Origin of the sequence: Streptomyces sp. NPDC057307, assembly GCF_042667665.1 — a bacterium.
Taxonomy (GTDB): Bacteria; Actinomycetota; Actinomycetes; order Streptomycetales; family Streptomycetaceae; genus Streptomyces.
This window is the reverse complement of the sequence record NZ_JBHUZM010000039.1, coordinates 1-18,239: the sequence shown is the minus strand read 5'-3', so window position 1 is coordinate 18,239 and position 18,239 is coordinate 1. Positions and strand designations below refer to the sequence as shown.

The following is an 18,239-nucleotide window of genomic DNA, read 5'->3' as shown; positions in this document are numbered from 1 at the left end:
GTAACGCGTTCTGTAGTGACCGCTAGAGATCTGCTACGGTCCTTTCTGTAGCGACCACTAGAGAAAAGGGGGCGTGGCCATGGGCGTGCTCACCGGCAGAACGGCGCTGGTCACCGGCGGCAGCAGGGGCATCGGGCGGGGCATAGCGGAGCGGCTCGGTCAGGAGGGAGCGCGGGTCGCCGTGCACTACGGCACCAACGCGGCCGCCGCGGCGGAGACGGTCAGGGCGGTGGAGAAGGCGGGCGGCTCGGCCTTCGCGCTGGGAGTGGAGCTGGGATCGCCGGGCGACGCGGAAGCGGTGTGGGCGGAGTACGACCGGCACGCGGACGGGGTGGACATCCTGGTCAACAACGCGGGGATCGGTACGTCGACCGTGTACGACGAGATGGGCGAGGCGGAGTACGAGCGGCTGTTCGCGGTCAACACCCGCGCGCCGTTCTTCCTCACCCGACTCGGCCTGGAACGGATGCCCGACGGCGGCCGGGTGATCAACGTGTCGACCGGACTGACGCACGCGGCGGTGATGCCGGACCTGATCGCCTACGCGATGAGCAAGAGCGCGCTCGATGTCTTCACCCGCGACCTGTCCAAGCTCCTTGGCCCCAGGGGCATCACGGTCAACGCGGTGGCCCCGGGCATCATCGACACCGACAACACCGCACCCCAGATCCGCGCGAGCGACGAGGCGTGGGCGCGGGCCGCCGCCGTGTCGGCGCTGGGCCGGGTCGGCCGGGTGGACGACGTCGCCGGGGTGGTGGCCTTCCTCGCGTCGGACGACGGCCGCTGGATCACGGGGCACTGGCTGGACGTGACGGGGGGGTCGCTGCCGTAGCGGACCCGGGCCTGCCCTGCCCCGGCCTGGTTCTGTCTGGTCTGGTCTTGCCGGCCGGGCGGCCGGGGCGGCCGGGACGGGGCGGCCGGGACGGGGCGCAGGGGCGTACGAGGTGGGCGTACGGGTGGGGCCGTCAGACTCGGGCGACCAGTTTGACCTCGACCAGCAGCTCGGGGAAGGCCAGCCGCGACGTGCCGATCATCGTGCTCGCCACCTGAGGGTCAGGCCGGCCGTACGCCTCCTTGCGCACCGGGCCCGCCGCGGCGTCACCGGCATCCGCGTCGAGTACGTAGACGACTTCGTCGACGACATCGTCCAGCGACGCACCGAAACGTCTCAGCAATTCCGCCGCGTTGGCATAGCACTGACGCAACTGATCGCCCATGTCGCTGAAATCGGTAACCCGCCCGTCATCACCGACCGGAGCGGGGGCGACGAGTTTCGTGCCGTCGTGTGCGACTTGACCGGAGAGATAAATGGTGTCGCCGCGCTTGATCGCCTGTACGTATCCGTAACTCTCCTCCCAGGGGACACCGAAGCTTTCGGCCCGATCCCGGTGTGCGTCGCTCATGTCGCTCCGATCGTCGAAAAGTGAGTTCAACGAGGACGGTATTCGGTGAGATCGGCGGCGGAACAGGCTGTGGCGTGCCACTTACAGCAAGGATCGTGCCGGGTCCGGACGCCAGGTCCGACTGCGTCGCCCGTGAGCTACCCTGGGCGGCAAACGCGGAGACAAGGGAGCGTCATTGCGACCCGGAGACGGAAAGATAGTTGTCGCGATTCTCGCGGTTCCACGGCTGTACGCACTGGACGTCAGCATCCCGGCGCATGTGTTCGGCCGGCATCCGGGTTATCGGGTCCTTGTCTGCGGAGATCGCGATTTCGACTCGGCCGGCGATTCCGATGACGGGTCGTCGCAGGTCGTGGCCACGAGCATCAGGCCGACCCACTCGCTCTCCGACATGGAGTGCGCCGATGTCGTCGTGATTCCCGGCTATGAGAATCCGCATGACCCGATCCCGGAGAGTTATGTCGAGGCGCTGCGGATCGCCGTCGAGCGGGGTGCTCGTATCGTCGCCGTCTGCACCGGTGTTTTCGCCCTCGCGGCGAGTGGGACGCTGAACGGCAGGACGGCCACGACGCATTGGGAATACACCGATCGGCTTCGGGCGATGCATCCGTCGGTCGATGTCGTGGAGAACCGGCTGTTTGTCGAGGACGGGGCCATTCTCACCTCCGCGGGCGCGAGTGCGGGAATGGACGTGTGTCTCCATGTCGTCCGCACCGATTTCGGCGTCACCGTCGCGGAAGGCGTGGCGAAGTACGTCGTCAGCTCGCCTGTGCGCAGTGCGAACGAGCCGCAGTATTTGGACGCGCCCACTCCTCCCCGCACCGATCTGCGGGCGACTCGGGAATGGGTGATCGAGAATATCGGATCGCCGATCACTGTCCAGCGGATGGCGGACCACAGTCTGCTTTCGCGGAGAACCTTCATCCGGCGTTTCGCCGGTGAGACGGGAATGCCCCCCATGCATTGGGTCGCCCGGCAGAGGATTCTCGGCGCGCGCCGGCTCCTTGAGGGCTCCGACTGGTCCGTCGAGCGGATCGCCGGTGCGACCGGTTTCGGCACGGCCTCGAACTTCCGGACGCTCTTCCGGCGAGAGGTGGGCGTGACGCCGACCGCCTACCGGAAACAGCACGGGCCGAGCGGGCCGAGCGGGTCGGCGGTTCCGCGCACGGGCGCCTGAGCGCGCGCGGTGAGGGACCGGGTCCGCGCGGCGGGCGGCCGCTCGTCCGCCTCGGGCCGCCTCGCGCCGACGGCGTGGTGCGGAGCGGAGAGGTGCTCCCGCCCGAACCGGACAAATCCATGAAGGCGGCGAAAGCGCCCGCGCCAAAGCGCAAGGTCAATTCCCTTACCACGGCGACCCGATCTTAACCGCCCCCGCAGATCTTGGTGACGACATCGAGCCGTACTGCGGATTCCCGGACGGCAGGTTCATTTCCGTGCTTGGAGACTCCCCCGCCGAACAACGACACGTGTTGCGCGCCAACAAGCACAAACGCAACTACTTGACGCCTTCGAATCATTGGACTCAGCCTGAGTATCAGGAGTAGTACCCTTCCGGCTCCTGGCCGGAAATACTCTTCCGACGAACTACATCACGCCTGATGGGAGCGGTTTTCGGCCACCGCTCCCAGGAGCGCCGAGGGGGCCCGCTGTCAAGGTGCACACAGCCCCCCTACGGCCGGTGACGCTTCGTCCACCTGAATGTCGGGGGTCTGCTGGATTTCATCGCGATGCACTCAGCAATATGCTCGTACCGCAGCACCGCGCGAAACTACCCGCGAATAATTGGAGGACGAAGTCACCATGCGATCGGAAAGCGGTCTGGAAACGCAAGTGTTGCCCGACGGCAAGGTAGATTTCTTCCTTCCTCGCACAGGTCTGCGGCACCGCTGCGGCCCCACGGGCACCTTGATGTGGATCGCTCTCCAGCGCCAGGACTGGAAGCCGGACCGCGCCGCCGAGGTCCTGGCCGAGCACTGGGGCGTCGCCTCCGAGTCGCTGCGCCCCGAGGTGAACGCGTGGGTGAGCCACTTCCAGGACGAGGGTCTGGTGCGCCGGTGCAAGCCGTGACCTGATGTCACCTGCCGGGCACACGGCCGCTGCCCGGCAGACCGGCTCCACATCACCGAGCCCCCGGACCTCAGCCCCCTGGCCCCCGGTCCCACGTTCGCCGCACTCGCACCACCGGCTGCCCCACGTCACCCCACGGACGCCCACCGCCCTGTGGATGGTGATCGGCGTTGTCAGTGGTCACCACTAGGTTCATGCGTGTTCCGCCGTTCTGGCGGCGCCCAAGTTCCCCCTGGTGAAAAGGAGATGGTGCGGTGTCGGACTGGGAGAGGTCGAGCACGGCACGGGTGGTTCCACCCGCTCGGCCGCGCAAGCTCGCCAAGGTCCCCTTCGTCGAGCTGGCCGACGGACGCCTGCAGGGTGTGGTGTCCAGTGGCTCAGACATCGAGCGGGTGTATGTCTCGTCGGTCGGGGCCGGTACCTACGCGTACGCCTGCAGCACCAACAACAACCGGCCGTGCGGCGGTGCGCGGGGCGGGTTCTGCAATCACATCCGCACCCTGGTCAACGAGGCGGTGCTGCAGTACGGGGCCGAGCGCGTCGGCCGCTATCTCCGGGTGGAGACGGCGGACGGGGAGCCGAGCGCCGAGTCCCTCACCATGAGCATGATCGGCACACGTCCCTCGCCGGGCGACAGCACGGCGGCCGCGCCTGTCTTCAGCCGGTTCCTGCGCCACCTGGCGTATCTGGAACTCGCCCCGACGACGGGGCCGTTGCCGGAGATGCAGTGGTTCCCGCCGACCAGGGCGGTGGCGTGATGCGCGCCGACCTGCTCACCGGGACCGTCGACGGGCTGGACGAGGCCCTGGCCGCCGTCGACGCCTTCGACCGGGCTCTGGTCGTCGGTCTGCTCCGTCCCCACGCGGTCCTGACGACCGGCCTGACGGAGCTGGCCGACGCCGTGGCGGGGACGCCGTTGGCGGCGCGAGGCGCCGAGGCGGCGGAGAAGGCGGCGGCCGGCGCCGCGAGCGAGGACCACTTCGTCGCCCTCGCCGCCGCCCGTACGGCCCTGGTCGGCTCCGTCCACGACGCGCTCACGGCCCGCGTGGAGGAGGCGACCGGCCGGGCCCGCGCCGAGGGCGGCGACCCGGCCCCGACCGTTCGACAGGCGGGGAATCTGCTGACCGCCGCCCGTTCCTGGCTGTCCGACCTGGCGCGCTGCGGCTGGCAGGGCATCGACCACGACGTGGTCTCCGGGGCCGCGCCCGTCGTCACCGCGATGCTGCCGGACCCGGCCCTGCGCCGTCTGGCGACGGTTCTCGACGGCTTCGCCGCCGAACTCGCCGCGTCCTGTCCGGGCACGGCCCTGGACCGCGTACCGGTTCGCCGGTGGGCCGACCTGTGGTCGCGGGCGATGATGCTGACCGTGCCCGGCGCGGCCGACGTACCCGTGACCGGTACGGCCACCGGACGGCTCCTCCCCCTGGGCGTCGACCTGCAGGAGCACGCGACCGCCGTACAGGCCCAGGTGCACGCGGTGTTCGAGCCCGCGGACGGCGCCGTGGCCCGTCTGGTGCGCGCGAATGTGTCGGTGCCGAAGCCCGACACGGTTCTGGGCGCCGGCCTCTGGCAACTCCTGCGCCCGCACATGTCGCTCCTGGCCGCGGTGAGCGAGGGCCGCTCGATGGACCTCACCGACATGCCCGTCACCGCCGAGGGCGACCTGATCTGGAACGACACCCAGGCACGCACGGGCGAGCCGGCCGACGCCTTCGCCACGGCCCGCGTCGCCATGGCCACCGCCGCGGCTTCCGCGACCGCGCCCCTGGACCGGCACCCCGCGCGCATCGCCACACCGGTCTTCCTGGAGGGCTACAGCGCCCAACAGGACGACGACGGGCTGACGTTCACCGTCGCGGGGCACCGTCTGGCCGTCGACACCGACCGTATTCCGACCGCCGGACCGCTCACCCCCGCGGCCGTCGCCGCGTCGGTGGCATGCGTCGGGCTGCTCCGCTGGGACGCCGGGGTGTTCGTCGTCCAGCCACTCGCCGTCGAGACCGTCGTACGGAAGAAGCCGGCCGCGGTCCACGCGGGGGCGTGGGCGGGCGGTACGTCGGACAAGGCCGGCGCCAAGGCCGAGAAGGCCGCCACCGACGCCGGAGCGGTGCTGCGCGAGCGAGCCGGAAGGCTGTTGCGGAAATGACGGAAATGACGGGACGGGCCCCCGAGGCGAACTCCCACGGCAACCGCCGCCAGGTTCTGTACTGGCGTCTCCTCGCCCAACTCCTCGACCCTGAGGAGCAGGCGGCGCTGGAGTCGGCGAGCCTCGCCGTCGTGGAGGACATCGGGCTGCCGCCCGCGCTGCTGGACCCCAGGGTGTCGGTGGACACGACCGTGCAGCGTCACCCCGAACTGGCCGCCGAGTTCGACGGCCTGATGGTGCCGGCGCCGCCGTCCGCACCGGACGGCGTGGAAGGCGACGAGGGCGACAAGGGCTCTGAAAGCGACGAGGGCGACTCCGTCGACGGACGTGACCGTGCCGCCGAGGTGCGGCGCGCCGCCCTGGTGTCGAAGGTGCTGCTCAACGTCTACGCCCCCGGCGCCGGCTCCGGCACGGTCACCGCCGGACAGCTCTCGCAGTGGCAGTCCGACGCGGGCCGGCTGGAGCGCGCACTGGGCTGCGAGCCCGGCGCGCTGCGCGGGGGCCGCCCGGGCCAGGGCGCCGGGCGCCCCGACATCGGCGGCGGGCTGGTGCCGGGGATCGGTCCGGAGCTGGGAGCGATCGAAGCCGACCTGGTCAAGCGGATGCGTCTGCGGGAGGTGCTCGCCGACCCCAGGCTCGCCGCGCAACTCACTCCGAGCATGTCGCTGATCGAGCAGTTGCTGCGCGACAAGGGCAACCTGTCCGGTGTGGCACTGGCCAATGCCAAGTCCCTCATCAGGCGGTTCGTCGACGAGGTCGCCGAGGTGCTGCGTACGCAGGTGGAGAAGTCCACGGTCGGCGCCCTGGACCGTTCGGTGCCGCCCAAACGGGTGTACCGCAATCTCGACCTGGACCGCACGATCTGGAAGAACCTCACCAACTGGAGTCCCGAGGAGGAACGGCTCTATGTCGACCGCCTCTTCTACCGCCACACCGCGCGCAAGACGACGCCGCAGCGGCTGATCGTGGTCGTCGACCAGTCGGGCTCCATGGTCGACTCGATGGTCAACTGCACCATTCTGGCCTCCATATTCGCGGGGCTGCCGAAGGTGGATGTGCATCTGATCGCGTACGACACCCGGGCGATCGACCTGACTCCATGGGTGAACGACCCGTTCGAGACGCTGCTGCGCACCAACCTCGGGGGCGGGAACGACGGTCCCGTCGCGATGGCGATGGCCCGCCCGAAGATCTCCGAACCTCGCAACACCGTCATGGTGTGGATCTCCGACTTCTATGAATTCGGCCGCTCCCAGCCGTTGTTCGAGGGCATCGAGGAAGTCCACCGGTCCGGCGTGAAGTTCATTCCGGTCGGCTCGGTGACCAGTTCCGGCCGCCAGGAGGTCAATCCCTGGTTCCGGGAGCGCTTCAAGGCGCTCGGCACACCGGTGGTCTCCGGCCACATCCGCAAGCTTGTTCACGAACTCAAGACGTTTCTCGCTTAGAAAGGCCCTGCTGTGTCAGACATGTTGCGCGCCCCCGCCGAGATCAAGTACGCGGAGGAGCTGGACTGGCTGGAGTCGGTCGACGACGGTCCCAAGCCGTTCTCCTGGCGTCTTTCGCCGAAGATGGTCCGCCTGTTCATCCTGGGGTCCGAGCGGGCCGACGGCCTCGACCGGGAGATCCCGCAGAAGTGGTTCGGTGACCGCAGCCTGGTGGAGCGGGCCGTCGTCACGCTGGCGTCGGACCGCGGCCTGCTGCTGATCGGTGACCCGGGAACCGGCAAGAGCTGGCTGGCCGAGCTGCTGGCCGCCGCGATATGCCGTAGCTCCACCCTGGTGGTGCAGGGCACGGCCGGCACCACCGAGGACCACATCAAGTACTCGTGGAACGTGTCCATGGTGATCGCCAAGGGCCAGTCGCGCGAGTCGATGATCCCCTCGCCGATCATGACCGCGATGGAGACGGGCGCGATCGGCCGGTTCGAGGAGCTCACCCGCTCCACCAGCGACGTCCAGGACGCCCTGATCTCGATCCTTTCGGAGAAGTACATCTCGGTCCCGGAGCTGGACAGCGACGGCATCGTCTTCGCCAAGCCCGGTTTCTCGGTCATCGCCACCGCCAACAGCCGCGACCGGGGTGTCAACGACCTGTCCTCCGCGCTCAAGCGCCGGTTCAATTTCGTCCGTATCCCGGTGGTGACGAACAGGAAGAGCGAGGCGGAGATCGTCCGCTTCCGCACCGAGGAGCTGCTCCGCCGGCATCAGATCGAGCTGGACGTGCCGCCCACACTGCTGGACGTCCTCCTGCAGAGCTTCGCCGATCTGCGTGCCTCCGCCGCGGCCGCGGGCAGCGACGACGAGAAGCTGGAGTCCGCGCTGTCGAGCGCCGAGCAGATCGGCGTCCTGGAGGACGCGATCCTGCACAGCAACTTCTTCGGCGAGCGTGAGCTGACGGCCCGTGCCCTCGCCTCCTCGCTCGTCGGATCGCTGGCGCGGCGCGAACCGGAGGACCTGGCCATCCTCAACAAGTACCTGCACGGTGTCGTGGAGCCGCGCAGCAAGGAACAGGGCGGTTCCTGGCCGGAGTTCCTGGAGGGCGGTCGGGACGCGATCGCCACCCTCTCGTGAGCCCCGTGCGGGAGGGGGCGGTCTTCGAGTCCCTGCGTACGCAGCTGCGGGAGGCCGCGACGGCGCTGGCCGACGGGCCCGACGCGCTGGAGGGCATCCTCCTCGGCATCGTCGACGACGTCGACCGCGCGGTGCGCGAACCGCTGGAGATCTTCCCCGTCTGCCACCACTCACCGGCCTCGGCGATCGCCATGGCGCGGCGGCTGCGGGAGAAGCGGCCGAAGGTCGTCTATCTGGAGCTGTGCGAGGACATGGCTCCGCTCCTGACCGAGTTGCGCAACTGCCGTCTCCCGGTGGCGGTGCAGGCGTTCGCGAGTGAGGTCAAGGGCTTCCCGGCGGACTGGGCGCCGCTGTCGGTGGTCGCGCCGATCACCGAGGCATCGGCGGAGTACCAGGCGATCGCGTACGCGCTGGACACGCCGGGCGTGGAGCTGGTCCTCGTCGACCGCTCGTCGGACCACGTGTTCCAGTGGCAGACGGGCGGGACGGACCTGGCGGAGTCCGCCGGCCCTGAGGCGCCGGCGGAGACGACTGCGGAGGCTTCGCCGGCCGACGAGGAGGCCGCGCTGCACGGCGACGCCGTCGGCGTGGAGATCGGCGACCTGCGTCCGCGCTTCGCCGAGTTGGAGGAGCATCTGCTGCGCCACGGCCGGGTGCGGCACTGGTCGGAGTGGTGGCACCAGTACGTCGAGCTGCCGCTCGGCGACAGCGACCACGACACCTACCGGCAGGTCATGCTGCTGATCGGCAGCCTCTTCCGGCGGCTGGCGCCCGGCGACGCCGAGCGGGTACGGGTGGACGAGGACCGCGAGCGCTACATGTGGACCAGGATGCGGGAGCATCTGGCCGCGTCCGGCACCGACGCCGGGGACTGCCTCTACGTCTGCGGGGCGTTCCACGCGGCCAGCCGGGTCGCGGAGTTCGGCGTCGACGGCGCCGCGACGTTCGAGATCGGTCCGCCGAGCGGCAGCGTGTGGCAGCACGGTCTGATTCCCTCCAGCCACACGGCGATCGAGGCGCAGTTCGGTCTCACCGCCGGCTCCGTCTCCATCGCCGCGACCCAGTGGGCGAAGAACCTCAAGCGCACCCGGGTCCAGCCGTTCCGGCTCGACGGCCAGGTGGGTGCGAAGAAGCCGGCGAGAGCCGCGAAGACCGTGGGGGCCGCGCAGTCCGCGGTGCCCGTCGCCCCCGGGGCCGGGGACGACCTCTCGGACAAGCTGTCCGGTTTCCTGCGGCGCGCGCCGGTGCTCGATCCGCTGGACGAGGCCGAGTTGCTGGGCTGGTCGGTGGAGATCGTGCGCGCCGCGCGCCGCAACGGCTATCTGGCGTCCACCGCCGACGCCATCGCGGTGTTCGAGACGTCGATCCTGCTGGCCGGTATGCGCGACCGGGCCAGGCCCACGCCGTACGACTTCCAGGACGCGGCGATCACCTGTATCGAGAAGGACTCGGTGCCGGGCCGCCGCGACGTCCGCCGCATCGTCGAGATCATGATGGGCGGCGACCGGATCGGGCAGGTCGGCTACGACTCCCTGCCGCCGCTCGCGCGCGACGTGCACGACCGGCTCGCACCGCTGAACCTGAAGCTCGAACAGCGCGGTGTGCAAAGGGCGTTGTTGGACATGGCGGCCGGTCCGGAGCTGGGGCGGTGCTCTGACGTGCTGTGGATGCTGCGCCATCTGCTGCCGCGGGGCGCCGCGCGGGCGATCATGGGCGAACGGCGGCTCGGCGAGCGGCCCATCCAGGAGTCGTGGGATCTGGCGCTCGGCACTCATCAGCGGGAACTGATCGAGCTCGGGTACGAGGGCGTCACCATCGAGCAGGTCCTGGAGCAGCGTCTGCGGCGCCGCGCGTACGACCCGCAGGCGACCACGGCCGGCGTGCTGACGGCGGTGGAGGACGCGACGCTGTATCTGCGCAGCCGCCGTCTCGCCGATGAACTGGGCACGCGCGCCCTGGAGGTCCTGGCGACCGAGCGCAGCGTCGACGGTGCGCCGGAGGTGCTGCGGCGGGTGCGTCGGCTGCTCGCGTACTACCGGACGAGCGAGCCGGTGCTGCCGCCGTGGATCGAGTCCTTCGTCAAGACGGGGTACGCGCACTACTGCACCCTGCTGCCGTCGGCGTTCGGCGACGAGGACGCGACCGTCCGGCAGGTCGCCGCGATGCTGGGCTTCCTGTTCAGCATGGAGAGTCTGGCGCTGTCGCTCGGCTGTGACCGGACGCAGTTGGAGCTCGCGTTCGCGCAGTCGCATCCGCGGGAGCCTGCCAAGGTGGCGCTGCTGTGGGCGGCGCAGGTCCAGCTGGGGCAGCTCTCCCGTGCCGAACTGCGGTCGCGCTGCGACGACTTGCTCGGCGATCCTCTGGTGGTGCCGGTCTATCCGCGCTATCTCAGCGGGTTCCTGCACGCGCTGGAGCCGGTGCCGCAGCTCGCGGACTTCGTGGTGGAGGCGGTGTCCAACGCGTTCGGACGGCTGCCGGATCCGGTGCTGCTGCCGTGGCTGCCGTCCTTGATCAGCACCCTGCGGTCCGACGGCTCCGAGCTGGCGCCGCTGCTGATCCGCGAGGCGGGCCGGATCTTCCCCGGCCGGCTCGCGGCGCTGGACGCCTGGGTGCCGCCCTGGCTGGAGCACCCGGACACGGGGGCCGCGCCTCGTTCCAGCCGGACCGCCGGTGCGGCCGCGGGTGCGGGGGCCGCACTGCTCACCGCGTACCCGGCGACGTGCGACGCGGTCGCGGATCTGCTGGGGTACGAGGGCACGTGGGAAACCACGGCTTCCGCCGGCCCGTCCGGCGCGGTCCTCACCCGCCGGCACCCGGAGACGGCCGAGGCACTGGAGGCGCTGCTGACCGGCCCCTGAGCGAACGCCGCCGGCCTGAACACCCTTAATCCGCAGGCCCCTTGGCCGGGCCCCGGACCGGAGGTGCGCCGCGCCCGTGCGGCCGGCGCCCACCGGTGAACCGGGCCGGGCGTCGGCGGGACGAATCGCGCTTCAACGCGCGGGCGCGGGGCACCCGCAGGACCAGAGCGATCTTCGGGTTGTGAGCCCCGGCAGCTTCTCTTCGCCGTGCGCGGGCGGTCTCCCTCGCTGCGGGGCTCTCAGCGATCGGCGGCGGAAGGGCAGTGATGGTGCGGAGTGTGGGTGTGGAGGAGGAACTTCTCCTGGTGGACGGGGAGAGTGGTGAGCCACGCGCGTTGGCGACGGCCGTGCTGGCAGCCGCCTCACGTGAGGCCGGCGGCGAGGACGAGGTGTTCGAGGCGGAACTGCACCGCCAGCAACTGGAGTTCGCCACCCGGCCCCAGACGGACATGGGCGAGCTGGCGGAGGAGATCGACCGCTGCCGGGCCGAGGCCGCCCGGCACGCCGAACGGCTGGGCGCGACGGTCGCCGCACTCGCCACCTCACCGCTCCCCGTCAGCCCTTCCATCGGCTTCGGCGAGAGGCACCGCTGGCTGGCGGAGCACTTCGGACTGACCACCCAGGAGCAGCTCACCTGCGGCTGCCACGTACATGTGTCGGTCGAGTCCGACGAGGAGGGTGTGGCGGTCCTCGACCGGATCCGCCCCTGGCTGGCCGTACTGCTCGCGCTCAGCTCGAACTCGCCCTTCTGGCAGGGCCAGGACAGCAAGTACAGCAGCTACCGCAGCAGGGTGTGGGGAAGGTGGCCGTCGGCGGGACCGGTCGAACCCTTCGGCTCGGCCGACCGCTACCACCAGCAGGTACGCGAGATGATCGGCACCGGGGCCCTGCTGGACGAGGGGATGATCTACTTCGACGCGCGGCTCTCCCACTCCTTTCCCACCGTCGAGGTCCGGGTCGCCGACGTCTGCCTGGACTCCTCCACCACCGTGCTCCTGGCCACCTTGGTACGCGCCCTGGTGGAGACCGCCTCCCGGCAGTGGAAAGCGGGCGAACCGCCGCCCCGGCACCGGGTGGAGTTGCTCCGACTCGCCTCCTGGCGCTCCGCGCGGTCCGGGCTGGAGGACCAGCTGATCCACCCCCTCACCATGGAGCCCGCCCCCGCCGAGGCAGTCCTGCGCGCCCTGTTCGAACACGTCCGGAGCGCGCTGGAGGACAGCAACGACACCCTGGCCGCGCAGGAGGCGCTGGCCACGCTCCTGAAGACCGGCAGCGGAGCACGGATCCAGCGCGAACTCATGGCGAGCACGGGTGATCTGCGCACCATGGTCACCGCGTGCGCCCGACGCACCCTTGGGGAGAAGTGAGGGGCGGCAACCACGTCTACCGGCCCCACCGGTGCCGGCAGGCCCGCAGCTCGGACCCCCGCCGAGTGATCGGTGAGAGAGCTACTGGCCGCCCTCGGCCGGGAGTTGACGGTTGCGGTAGCGGCCGGGGGTCTCGCCGACGAGAGCGGCGAAAGCCTCGATGAAGCTCGTCGGATTGGCCCAGCCGCAGGCGAGAGCGGTGTCGGTGACGGACTTCCCCGCGGCGAGCCGGGTGAGCGCGTGGTGGACGCGTAGTTGGGTGCGCCACTGGTGAAAACTCATCCGGAGTTCCTGCCCGAAGAGGCGGCTGAGCGTACGCTCGCTCGCCCCGACGCGCGCGCCGAGCTCGGCGAGGGTCTGCTGATTGGCGGGGTCGGCGTCCCGCTCGCCCGACGCGCACCACACCGGCCGACTCTCCACGATGGCCCAGGGGATCGGCTACCTCATCGCCTGCCTCGGCCCGCTCGGTCTCGGCCTGCTGCACTCCGCGAGCGGTGGGTGGTCGCTGCCGGTCGCCGTGCTGCTGGCCGTACTCGTCGCGCAGACCGTCGCGGCCTTCGGCGCGAGCCGCGACCGCCATGTCCTGACGCCCTCCTGAAGGACCGGGGCCGGGGCCGGGGCCCGCGAGGGCTCGGATACGCGGGTCATTCGGGGCGCGGGGGGCGTAGCGCTGCTCAACGCCGGTTCCGGTGGTTCTCGCCGTAGACCGTCACGGCGGCGCAGAGCAGCGCCGGTGCGGCCATGAGTACGAAGCAGAGGGACAGCGGCAGCTTGCCCACCAGCAGGCCCACCAGGGCCGTGCCGCCGGAACTTCCGGCGTTCACCGCCGTGTTGACCCATGCGCCGGCCTGGGTACGGGCGTCGGGCGCGGCGGCCTCGTCCGCGATCAGGTAGGCGGTGGTCAGTGCCGGGGCGACGAACAGCCCCGCCACGGCCGCCGCCGCGCCGAGCGCGTACACGTTCGGCGCGAGGCCCGCCACCGCCAGCGCGGCACCGAGCGCCGCGCAGATCACGGCGAGCCTCGGCCGCGCGGCCGACCGCCAGGAGATCGCGCCGTTCGTCAGGCCGCCGATCGCACTGCCGGCGGAGAGCGCGGCCAGCACCCAGGCCACCGCGCCGGGTTCGCCCTGTTGCTCGGTGAAGGCGATGGCCAGCAGGTCGAGCCCGCCCAGACAGAGCCCGACCCCGGCGGCCGCCAGCACCGGCTGTCCGAGACCGCGTGGTCCGGTGCGGGGCGAGTCCGCGCCCCGTACGCGCGGCTTCGCGGCCCGTACCGGGAACGGTACGGGCGACAGGGCGAACGCGACCGTCCCCGACAGCACCAGCGCGGCGCTGACCGCGACCCCGGCCGCCGGTTCCGCGTACGCCACCAGGATCCCGACGAGGAGGGGACCGGCGACGAGGAGCAGTTCCTCGGCGACACCGTCGAGGCTGTACGCGCGCTGCAACATCCTTCGGTCCGGCATGAGTTGCCCCCACAGGGTCCGCATCGTGGGTCCGAGCGGTGGCGTACAGGCACCGGCGCAGGCGGCGAGAGCGCCCAGCAGCACGGCCGAGGTGCCGGCGGTGCCCGGCACGCCCGCCACCACTCCCGTCCCCGGCTGCTCGCGGGTGACGAGGGCGAACGCGGTGAGCAGCGCCGCGTACACGACAGCCATCGGCACGAGCGCCCGGCGCGGGCCGAACCGGTCGACCAGGGCGGCCCGTACGGGCGAGAGAACGACACTGGTCGCGCCGAACAGCGCCAGCGTCGTGCCGGCGACGGCGAAGGAGCCCGAGGCGTCCTTCGCGGCCAGGGCGAGGGAGAGGGAGACCGTCCCGTAGGAGAGCCGGCCGAGCAGGGCGGCGCCGAAGGTGCTCAGGGCGTGCGGGGTCCGCAGGACAGCGGCGTACGAAGACATGGGAGTGGTTCCTCGATGAGGGCGGCGCGAGTTCGGGCGCCGCGGCCGTACAGGGACGCCGAAAGACCGCGACGGAACATCAGTCGCGGTCTTTACGAGGTCCTACACACGGAAGAGGAACACGGGTTGAAGGTATCAGCGACCGGGCCGGGGGCGGGGTGGCGGGTGCACCGCCTCACGCGCCCCCGGCCCGGTTCGTCACGCGTTGGGGTCGAACGGGATGCCGGCCGGCTTGGCCTTCTCCAGGTGTCCGTTGAAGTTGCCGTCCTTGAGACCGAAGACGGCGCTGCCGAAGTTGGCCTGGCTCAGCTTGTCGCGCAGACCCGCCGGGTATCCGTTCCAGCCGACGAGCCTGGGGAACTGCCAGCTGCCCTGGTGGTTCTCCGGCGGCTCGTCGTTGCCGTTCGCGGGGCGGAAGGCATGCGTCCCGATGCCGTCCTTGTGGTAGACGACCTTGGCGTGCGTGCCGTCGAACCGCATCTGGTCCCGGGTCTGGATGTCGAAATTGCCGTGGGCGGAGGTGGAGACGTACTGGACCTGGTCGTTCTGCACCCACACCACGACGTGCTCCCAGTCGTTGCGGTGCCCGCCGAGCCCGCTGCCGACCACGGCCTGGTCCTTCTCGAAGTAGAGGCCGTACATGATCGCGCACCAGCCGTTGTTGCACTTCGACCGGGAGTATCCGTTGGTGTTGTCGAGGTCCCAGGAGTCACGGCACTGGCCGTTGAGCGCACCGCTCGGGTTGAGGCCCGGGTTGATGGTCCCGTCCTGGCCGATGGCCGGGGTGGGGTAGCAACCGTCGGTGTCGTAGTCGTACGCCGGCTGGAACGTCTGCTCAAGTCCGTCCGCGTTGGCGGGCAGGGCGCTGGGGGGATCGGCGGCGAACGCGCTCCCGGGCAGTGCGATGACCAGTGCGACCGCACTGCCAAGGGTGAATGAGACCTTACGGATGCGCGAGCTTTTCTTCACTGCGTCCTCCTGATCGACCGCGGCGTGGGGCAACGGTCATTTTGACATGCTCGGATCATCTTCTCCGGCTCTTGTTGACATCCCGAGCGTCAGAAAGTGTCAGTGCGGTGAAAGATCAACCAATAGAGGGGGCAGGCGACCCGGGGCAGGCCGCGGAGGTACGCGGCCACCGCCGCACCCCCTCCCGTCAAGCCGTGTCAAGCCGCCTCAAGCCGCCCGACCCACGCCCCGGTTCGCGCCGCGATTCGGGTCCCCGTTCACGATCCGGTCGGGAAACACGTCCCCGAACCGGCCCGCCAGCTCGTCCGCCAGCCTGCTCCGCGCCTCGACCAGCCGCGCGATCCGTTCGTCCAGCGCCGCCAGGCGACGGGCCGTCACCTCGGCGACGGGGCAGTGGTCCAACTGCTCGCGGGGTCCCGGCCCCGCGTCCTCGCCGTCCATCGGGTACACCATGTCGAGGACATCGACGAAGGTCTTCAGATCGCCGATCGTCAGACCCGCTTCCAGGAGGCGGCGTACGGCACGCAGCCGGTGGACGTCCTCGGAGCCGTACTCCCGATGGCCGGACGCCAGGCGCCGGGCCCGCAACAGGCCCTCCTGCTCGTAGTACCGCAGTGCCCGCGGGGTGAGGCCGGCGGCCGCCGCCGCATCGCCGATACGCATGGCAGATCCCTCCAGGTCGGGCGCCCTCGGTCCGACACCGATCACAATTCCACCAGTACTGCTCCCGTGTGGCGTCCTTCGAGCAGTTCGCACAGCGCCCGGGGCGCCTGGTCGATCCCGGACAGCCGCACGTGCGGGAAGACGATGGTCCCCTCGCGCAGTCCACGCCCGAACTCCCGCATGCCCTCGGGGATCGCGTCCAGATGATCGCTGCCCGACATCCCGCGCAGCGTGATCCCCCGCATGATGAGCGAGCCGGTGTCGATCTCGACCGGCGCCGCGAAGCCGCCGGAGAGCTGGCCGGACAGCGCGCCGACGAGTCCCACGCGCGCGCCCCGCCCGGCCACCGCCAGGGCCGCGGCCAGTTGCTCCCCTCCGACGTTGTCGAAGACCACGTCCAGTCCGTCGGGGGCCGCCTCCCGCAACTGCTCCTCGATCGGGGTCGCCGCTCCCCGGATGACGACGGCGTCGTACCCCAACTCCCGCACCAGGTAGTCGCCCTTGAGCCGGGAGCCCGTGCTGCCGATCACCCGCCCGGCCCCGCGCAGCCGTGCGAACTGCCCGGCCATCGTCCCGACACCGCCGGCCGCGCCGGTCACGAACACCGTGTCCCCGGGCCGTACTTCGGCTCCCCGTACGACTCCGAGCCACGCGGTCATCGCCTGGGAGAGGTACGCGGCCGGATCGGGCAGCTCCGCCGGGTCGACGCGCCCGGCCTCGGCCACGTCGACGGCCGCGTACTCACGCCAGCCCAGGCTGTGCGTCACGAGATCACCCGGCGCCAGCTCGCCACCGGGCGCCGCCACCACCTCCCCGACCGCCGGCGCCCACAGCGGCTCACCCAACTCGGCGGCCGGAACGGGCAGATCGGCGCCGCCCGCCAGCAACGTACGCATCACGGCGGCGACGCTCATCAGCCGATTGCGCACCAGCACCTGCCCGGCCCGCACCTCGGGGACCGGCACCCGCACCACCTCGAAGTGATCGGTGCTGAGCAATCCGTCCGGCCGGGCACGCAGCCGTACTTCGCCGTGGGTGACAGGGACAGCGGCAGTCATCGTGACTCCTCAGGACGGGGACGACGGGTCGTGAGGACGGTAGGACTTGACGCCTACGTCAAGTTCAAGTCCCACCGAACCGGCGCCTTCCTCAACGGTCGCGGGAGGACGGGCGCCGAAGCCTTGGTGGATCACGGGCCGCGTGGGAGTTGCCTTCGAGCGCACTCCAACTCGTAGCTTCGATTCATGACCACTCAACAGCATCGGATCGGCTCCGGATTCGGAGCCCGAAGCACCACGGACGATGTCCTGCGGGGCGTCGACCTGTCCGGCCGGCTGGCGGTCGTCACCGGTGGCTACTCGGGGCTCGGACTGGAGACCACCAAGGCACTCACCGGCGCCGGAGCGCGCGTGGTCGTCCCCGCGCGGCGGCGTTCGACCGCCGAGGCGGCGGTCGAGGGGATCGACGGCGTGGAGGTGGACGAGCTGGATCTGACGGATCTACGCAGCGTCGAGACCTTCGCCGACCGGTTTCTCGCCTCGGACCGCGGCATCGACCTGATGATCGACAACGCGGGGATCATGGCCTGCCCGGAGACACGCGTCGGGCCCGGCTGGGAGGCACAGTTCGCCACGAATCACCTGGGCCACTTCGCACTCGTGAACAGATTGTGGCCGGCGATCGAGCGGGGCGGGGCACGCGTGGTGTCGGTGTCCTCCAACGGGCACCAGCTCTCGCCCATGCGCTGGGACGACGTGCAGTTCGAGCACGGCTACGACAAGTGGCAGGCGTACGGCCAGGCGAAGACCGCCAACGCGCTGTTCGCGGTCCAACTGGACGCGCTGGGGCGGGACTCCGGGGTACGGGCCTTCTCGCTGCACCCCGGCACCGTCGCCACATCGCTGGGACGCCACATGTCCGAGACGGAGTTGGCGGATCTGTCGACGGCGATCGACGCCAGCCCGACGAACGGTGGCTGGAAGACCCCCGAGCAGGGTGCCGCGACGCAGGTCTGGGCGGCGACCTCGGCGCGGCTGGCGGGCATGGGCGGGGTGTACTGCGAGGACTGCGACATCGCCGAGCCGGCCGCCCCGGACACCACGCTGGGCAGCGGGGTGAGCGCCTGGGCGACCGACCCCGAACAGGCCGCGCGGCTGTGGCGGTTGTCGGCCGGGCTGACCGGGGTGAACGCGTTCCCCGCGGCGGTGTGAGCCCGAGGTGTCGCACCGTTGGCCGGGCGGACACGCCCGGCCAAAGGTGAAGGACAGCCGGTCCCAGATGCAGCCGGTCCCGAAC

General features: G+C 70.7%; 16 protein-coding genes and 1 pseudogene. 11 read left to right on the top strand and 6 right to left on the bottom strand.

All coding sequences use genetic code 11. The annotated features are described in order from the left end of the window. Window positions 1-79 precede the first annotated feature (79 nt). Window positions 80-832, top strand: a complete 753-nt coding sequence (locus ACFUN8_RS16645) for an SDR family oxidoreductase (protein ID WP_383637218.1) — start codon at window positions 80-82, stop codon at window positions 830-832. A gap of 133 nt (window positions 833-965) precedes the next feature. Here the strand turns inward: ACFUN8_RS16645 and ACFUN8_RS16640 are convergent, their stop codons facing one another. Continuing rightward, window positions 966-1,403, bottom strand: coding sequence for a Rid family hydrolase (locus tag ACFUN8_RS16640; protein WP_383637215.1), 438 nt, complete (start codon window positions 1,401-1,403; stop codon window positions 966-968). A 175-nt stretch (window positions 1,404-1,578) separates the two neighbouring features. On the opposite strand from ACFUN8_RS16640, the gene ACFUN8_RS16635 reads away from it, so the two are divergent. From ACFUN8_RS16635 to ACFUN8_RS16600, 8 genes are all read left to right on the top strand, one after another. Beyond that, a complete protein-coding gene (locus tag ACFUN8_RS16635; protein ID WP_383637212.1) occupies window positions 1,579-2,580 on the top strand; it encodes a GlxA family transcriptional regulator in 1,002 nt (333 codons plus the stop codon). 731 nt (window positions 2,581-3,311) lie between these two features. Beyond that, window positions 3,312-3,470, top strand: a complete 159-nt coding sequence (locus ACFUN8_RS16630) for a hypothetical protein (RefSeq protein WP_382564928.1) — start codon at window positions 3,312-3,314, stop codon at window positions 3,468-3,470. A gap of 254 nt (window positions 3,471-3,724) precedes the next feature. After that, window positions 3,725-4,228: a hypothetical protein gene (locus ACFUN8_RS16625; protein ID WP_383637209.1), complete on the top strand. Its 504-nt coding sequence runs from the start codon at window positions 3,725-3,727 to the stop codon at window positions 4,226-4,228. Beyond that, entirely contained in the window at window positions 4,198-5,616 is a 1,419-nt protein-coding gene (locus ACFUN8_RS16620; RefSeq protein WP_383637206.1) for a hypothetical protein, read from the top strand. Before ACFUN8_RS16625 ends, ACFUN8_RS16620 begins: the two co-directional genes overlap by 31 nt. After that, window positions 5,613-7,061, top strand: coding sequence for a VWA domain-containing protein (locus ACFUN8_RS16615; RefSeq protein ID WP_383637203.1), 1,449 nt, complete (start codon window positions 5,613-5,615; stop codon window positions 7,059-7,061). Before ACFUN8_RS16620 ends, ACFUN8_RS16615 begins: the two co-directional genes overlap by 4 nt. Window positions 7,062-7,073: 12 nt before the next feature. Continuing rightward, on the top strand, window positions 7,074-8,186 hold the full coding sequence (locus tag ACFUN8_RS16610) for an AAA family ATPase (RefSeq protein WP_382564935.1): 1,113 nt from the start codon (window positions 7,074-7,076) through the stop codon (window positions 8,184-8,186). After that, entirely contained in the window at window positions 8,183-11,044 is a 2,862-nt protein-coding gene (locus tag ACFUN8_RS16605; protein WP_383637200.1) for a hypothetical protein, read from the top strand. Before ACFUN8_RS16610 ends, ACFUN8_RS16605 begins: the two co-directional genes overlap by 4 nt. A 269-nt stretch (window positions 11,045-11,313) precedes the next feature. Then, window positions 11,314-12,411: a glutamate--cysteine ligase gene (locus ACFUN8_RS16600; protein WP_383637326.1), complete on the top strand. Its 1,098-nt coding sequence runs from the start codon at window positions 11,314-11,316 to the stop codon at window positions 12,409-12,411. Window positions 12,412-12,492: 81 nt separating this feature from the next. On the opposite strand, the pseudogene ACFUN8_RS16595 reads toward ACFUN8_RS16600, so the two are convergent. Further along, window positions 12,493-12,789: pseudogene (locus ACFUN8_RS16595) on the bottom strand (helix-turn-helix domain-containing protein); the annotation flags it as partial. A gap of 43 nt (window positions 12,790-12,832) precedes the next feature. On the opposite strand from ACFUN8_RS16595, the gene ACFUN8_RS16590 reads away from it, so the two are divergent. Then, a complete protein-coding gene (locus tag ACFUN8_RS16590) occupies window positions 12,833-13,009 on the top strand; it encodes a hypothetical protein (RefSeq protein ID WP_383637197.1) in 177 nt (58 codons plus the stop codon). Between the two features lie 76 nt (window positions 13,010-13,085). Here ACFUN8_RS16590 and ACFUN8_RS16585 read toward each other — a convergent pair whose 3' ends face one another. From ACFUN8_RS16585 to ACFUN8_RS16570, 4 genes are all read right to left on the bottom strand, one after another. Then, a complete protein-coding gene (locus tag ACFUN8_RS16585) occupies window positions 13,086-14,312 on the bottom strand; it encodes an MFS transporter (protein WP_383637194.1) in 1,227 nt (408 codons plus the stop codon). Window positions 14,313-14,510: 198 nt separating this feature from the next. Next, window positions 14,511-15,281, bottom strand: coding sequence for an NPP1 family protein (locus tag ACFUN8_RS16580; protein WP_383637191.1), 771 nt, complete (start codon window positions 15,279-15,281; stop codon window positions 14,511-14,513). A 207-nt stretch (window positions 15,282-15,488) separates the two neighbouring features. Beyond that, window positions 15,489-15,944, bottom strand: a complete 456-nt coding sequence (locus ACFUN8_RS16575; protein ID WP_383637188.1) for a MerR family transcriptional regulator — start codon at window positions 15,942-15,944, stop codon at window positions 15,489-15,491. A 41-nt stretch (window positions 15,945-15,985) separates the two neighbouring features. Beyond that, a complete protein-coding gene (locus ACFUN8_RS16570; protein ID WP_383637185.1) occupies window positions 15,986-17,002 on the bottom strand; it encodes an MDR family NADP-dependent oxidoreductase in 1,017 nt (338 codons plus the stop codon). Between the two features lie 186 nt (window positions 17,003-17,188). Here ACFUN8_RS16570 and ACFUN8_RS16565 point away from each other — a divergent pair, with 186 nt between their 5' ends. After that, window positions 17,189-18,154 (top strand): SDR family NAD(P)-dependent oxidoreductase, encoded by a 966-nt coding sequence (locus ACFUN8_RS16565; RefSeq protein WP_383637182.1) that lies wholly within the window; start codon window positions 17,189-17,191, stop codon window positions 18,152-18,154. Window positions 18,155-18,239: the final 85 nt, after the last annotated feature.